We start from the raw sequence: 3,267 nt of genomic DNA, 5'->3' as shown, positions 1-3,267 counted from the left end.
ACCACTGGCAGGCGCTGGCGGCGCTGGCCGAAGCCACCGGGGCGCCGACTGCCGCGCATGCACTCGACGCCGATCCGCTGCCGGTGCGGCCCGACCGAATCCTGGCCGACGGCGACACCGTCGAGGTGGGCGATCTGATGTTCGACGTAATCCACCTGCGCGGGCACACTCCGGGCTCGGTCGCCCTGGTGTTGAGCGGCGCGTCGGCCGGCGGAGTGGCCCAGCTGTTCACCGGCGACTGCCTGTTCCCGGGCGGGGTCGGCAAGACGACCAAACCGGCGGAGTTCGAGTCACTGTTTCACGATGTCACGACGAAGGTCTTCGATCGTTTCGGTGACGACACCGTCGTCTACCCCGGCCACGGCGACGACACCACCCTGGGTGCCGAGCGCCCGCACCTGGACGAGTGGCGGGCACGCGGCTGGTGAGCGCGGTGAGGCAGCCCGCAATCAGCCCTTAATCAGCCTGTCGTATGCACGATCAGCACGTCGGTCTTCGCGCGGCGGGACACGTTGGCCGGAACCGACCCGAGCAGCCGGCCGGCGATAGTGCTCAGGCCGACGTTGCCGACGACCAGCAGATCCGCACCGACGTTCTCTGCGAGGTCAACCAGTGCGTCCACCGGGGCGCCCTCGACCAGTCGCTCCTCGACAGTGCTGGCGCCCGCGGCCTGGGCCCGCTCTCTCGCTTCTTTCAAGATCGCGTAGAGCGGCGCGTTGCCCGTCGCCTGGTAGCCCTCGTCTTTCAGGGCGTCGGTGGCCCGCGTGTCGTTCTCGTGGGGAAGGTACGCGGTGGCCACGATCAACGTCGCTCCCGACCCGGACGCGAGCCGAGCTGCCCGGTCGACGGCCCGCAGCGACGAGTCCGAGCCGTCCGTGCCGACCACCACGGTCTGATAGCCGCTCATCCGTACACCCTCCCAGTGACTAGTGATAACGCCACCGAGACAGTAGCGCGTCGACACGCCGCGGTGGGTGCGATTGGCGACACGGCTTCGTCTCGGTGCCCTGATTTCACCGGGCTGAATCAATCGGCGGTGGTCGACGCAGCGCCGGAGCCTCGGATCGCGTGATAAGCGAACAGGCAACCCACCGCAGCGAACACCGCGAACACCGCGAACAGCGAGCGGGCCGCAGGCATGCCCGCACTCATGGCGGTGTTCATCACCAGACCGGCTATCCCGGCGCCGAACGCACCGGAGATCAGCTGCACGGTATTGATCGCCGCCGCCGCCGTGCCGCCTTCGGCAGGATCGTCGACGCAGCTCATCGCCCATGCCGACAGGTGCGGCCAACTGGCACCCACACCGGCGCCGACGACCAGCAACGCCGACGCCCAGACAACGCCGACGGCGGCGGGGTTGTAGTGACTCATCCGGGTGAACGCCGCCACGGTCAGTCCCGCAGACACCACCAGTGGCGCGGCGACCACCAGCCCGGTGATGACACGCGCCCTGCTCAGCGAAGCGCTGGCGATTTCGCTGATCATCCAGCCGGTCGACAGTGCAGCACCCAGGAATCCGGCCAGCACCGGGGTCAGATGCGCCAGTCGCTGACCGAGGAGCGGCACATACAGGTTGGCCTTCGTCGTCGACATCAACAGCCCCAGCGTCAGGTAGATCCATTTCTCCCGACCCGGGTGGAAAGCACTCGGCGGCAACACGGCAGCCGACGCCCGCCGATCGGTGAACAAAAACACCCCCAGCAGGACCCCGCCGGTGGCCAGCAGCCCGGCCGCCAGGGCCAGGTTGTGCGGCAACTGCGCGGCGCTCACCACCAGTGCGGCAGCACCCAACAGCAGCAACGAGCGCACCGGTATCTTGATCGGTTCGCCGCGATATTCACCGCCGACCGGCGCCAGCACCGTGATCACCAAGACGGCCATCGCCGCGGTCAGGACTGCCATCGCCCCGAAAGCGCCGCGCCAGATACCGAACTGCGCGAACATGCCGCCCGCCGCCGGCCCGACCAGCGTGCCGACCCCCCACATCGCCGAGACCAGCCCGGCAGCGCGGGTCCACAGTGACTGCGGCAGCACGGCGTTGATCAGCGCGTAGCCCAGACCGGCCAATAGGCCGCCGCCTATGCCCTGCAGAGTGCGGCCGGCCAGCAAGACCTCCATTGTCGGTGCCAGTGCGCAAACCACACTCCCGGCGCCGAACGACGACAGCCCCAACAGATAGGCCGATCGCGCCCCGACCCGCACCAGCACGGCATGCACCGCGGCCGCTGCCGCCACCGACCCAACCAGGTACAGAGTGGTCACCCAGGCATAGAGCCGCTCGCCGCCGATATCTTTGATCACGTTCGGCAGCATGCTGATCGTCAAGAACTCGTTGGTCGCATACAACACCACGCCGCCGGCGAGCACAGCCGAAACGCCCAAATACTGCGAACCGAACAGATCTCGCCAGCGGCCTGCAGTTGTCGTCGTCGCTGGTTCTGTCAGATGCACCACCATGTGCAGTCAACCACGGATCGGCACAAGACGCGAAAACGGATTCACACCGGGCGCGTCACGGCACGCCTGCGGCATCCATTCCACGCAGTTCCTTCTTCAGGTCGGCGATCTCGTCGCGAATCCGTGCGGCCAGCTCGAATTGCAGGTCACGCGCGGCATTCATCATCTGCTCGGTGAGATCACCGATCAGGTCGGCCAACTCTGCCCGCGGCATGTTGGCGGTGTCGCGGCCCTCGAACACACCGGCACTGACGGCCCGGCCCGGCTCGCCCTGGGCCCGCCGGCCCCGAGACGCGTTGCGCCCGGACCCGCCGACGGGGATGGGGGCTGCCTTGGCCTCCTTGGCGTCCTCGGTGTCCGCGGTGTCAGCGGCCTCGCGGTATACCTGGTCGAGGATGTCGGCGATCTTCTTGCGCAACGGCTGCGGGTCGATGCCGTGCTCGGTGTTGTAGGCGATCTGCTTGGCTCGGCGCCGTTCGGTCTCGTCGATGGCTTCCCGCATCGAGTCGGTGATGGTGTCGGCGTACATGTGCACCTCGCCGGAGACATTGCGGGCGGCGCGGCCGATGGTCTGGATCAGGCTGCGCGACGAGCGCAGGAAGCCCTCCTTGTCGGCGTCGAGGATCGACACCAGCGACACCTCCGGCAGGTCCAGGCCCTCCCGCAGCAGGTTGATGCCGACCAACACGTCGTAGTCGCCGAGCCGCAGTTGCCGCAACAGTTCCACCCGGCGCAGCGTGTCGACTTCGGAGTGCAGGTAGCGCACCCGGATACCCATCTCCAGCAGATAGTCGGTGAGGTCTTCGG

The 3,267-nt window shown here is 67.8% G+C and carries 4 protein-coding genes; 1 reads left to right on the top strand and 3 read right to left on the bottom strand.

What is annotated here, in order from left to right:
• A partial coding sequence (locus AC2VOP_RS05205) for an MBL fold metallo-hydrolase (protein ID WP_486959958.1) occupies nucleotides 1–428 on the top strand: 428 nt, incomplete at its 5' end.
• 32 nt (nucleotides 429–460) lie between these two features.
• Here AC2VOP_RS05205 and AC2VOP_RS05200 read toward each other — a convergent pair.
• From AC2VOP_RS05200 to AC2VOP_RS05190, 3 genes are all read right to left on the bottom strand, one after another.
• The gene (locus AC2VOP_RS05200; protein WP_486959957.1) at nucleotides 461–907 is read right to left on the bottom strand and encodes a universal stress protein; all 447 of its coding nucleotides are present in this window, start codon (nucleotides 905–907) and stop codon (nucleotides 461–463) included.
• Between the two features lie 119 nt (nucleotides 908–1,026).
• The gene (locus tag AC2VOP_RS05195) at nucleotides 1,027–2,460 is read right to left on the bottom strand and encodes an MFS transporter (RefSeq protein WP_486959956.1); all 1,434 of its coding nucleotides are present in this window, start codon (nucleotides 2,458–2,460) and stop codon (nucleotides 1,027–1,029) included.
• A gap of 55 nt (nucleotides 2,461–2,515) precedes the next feature.
• On the bottom strand, nucleotides 2,516–3,267 hold a 752-nt coding region (locus tag AC2VOP_RS05190; protein WP_486959955.1), incomplete at its 5' end, for a helicase-related protein.

This window comes from Mycobacterium sp. TH-M106 (assembly GCF_057473765.1).
This window is presented reverse-complemented; position numbering and strand designations above follow the sequence as displayed.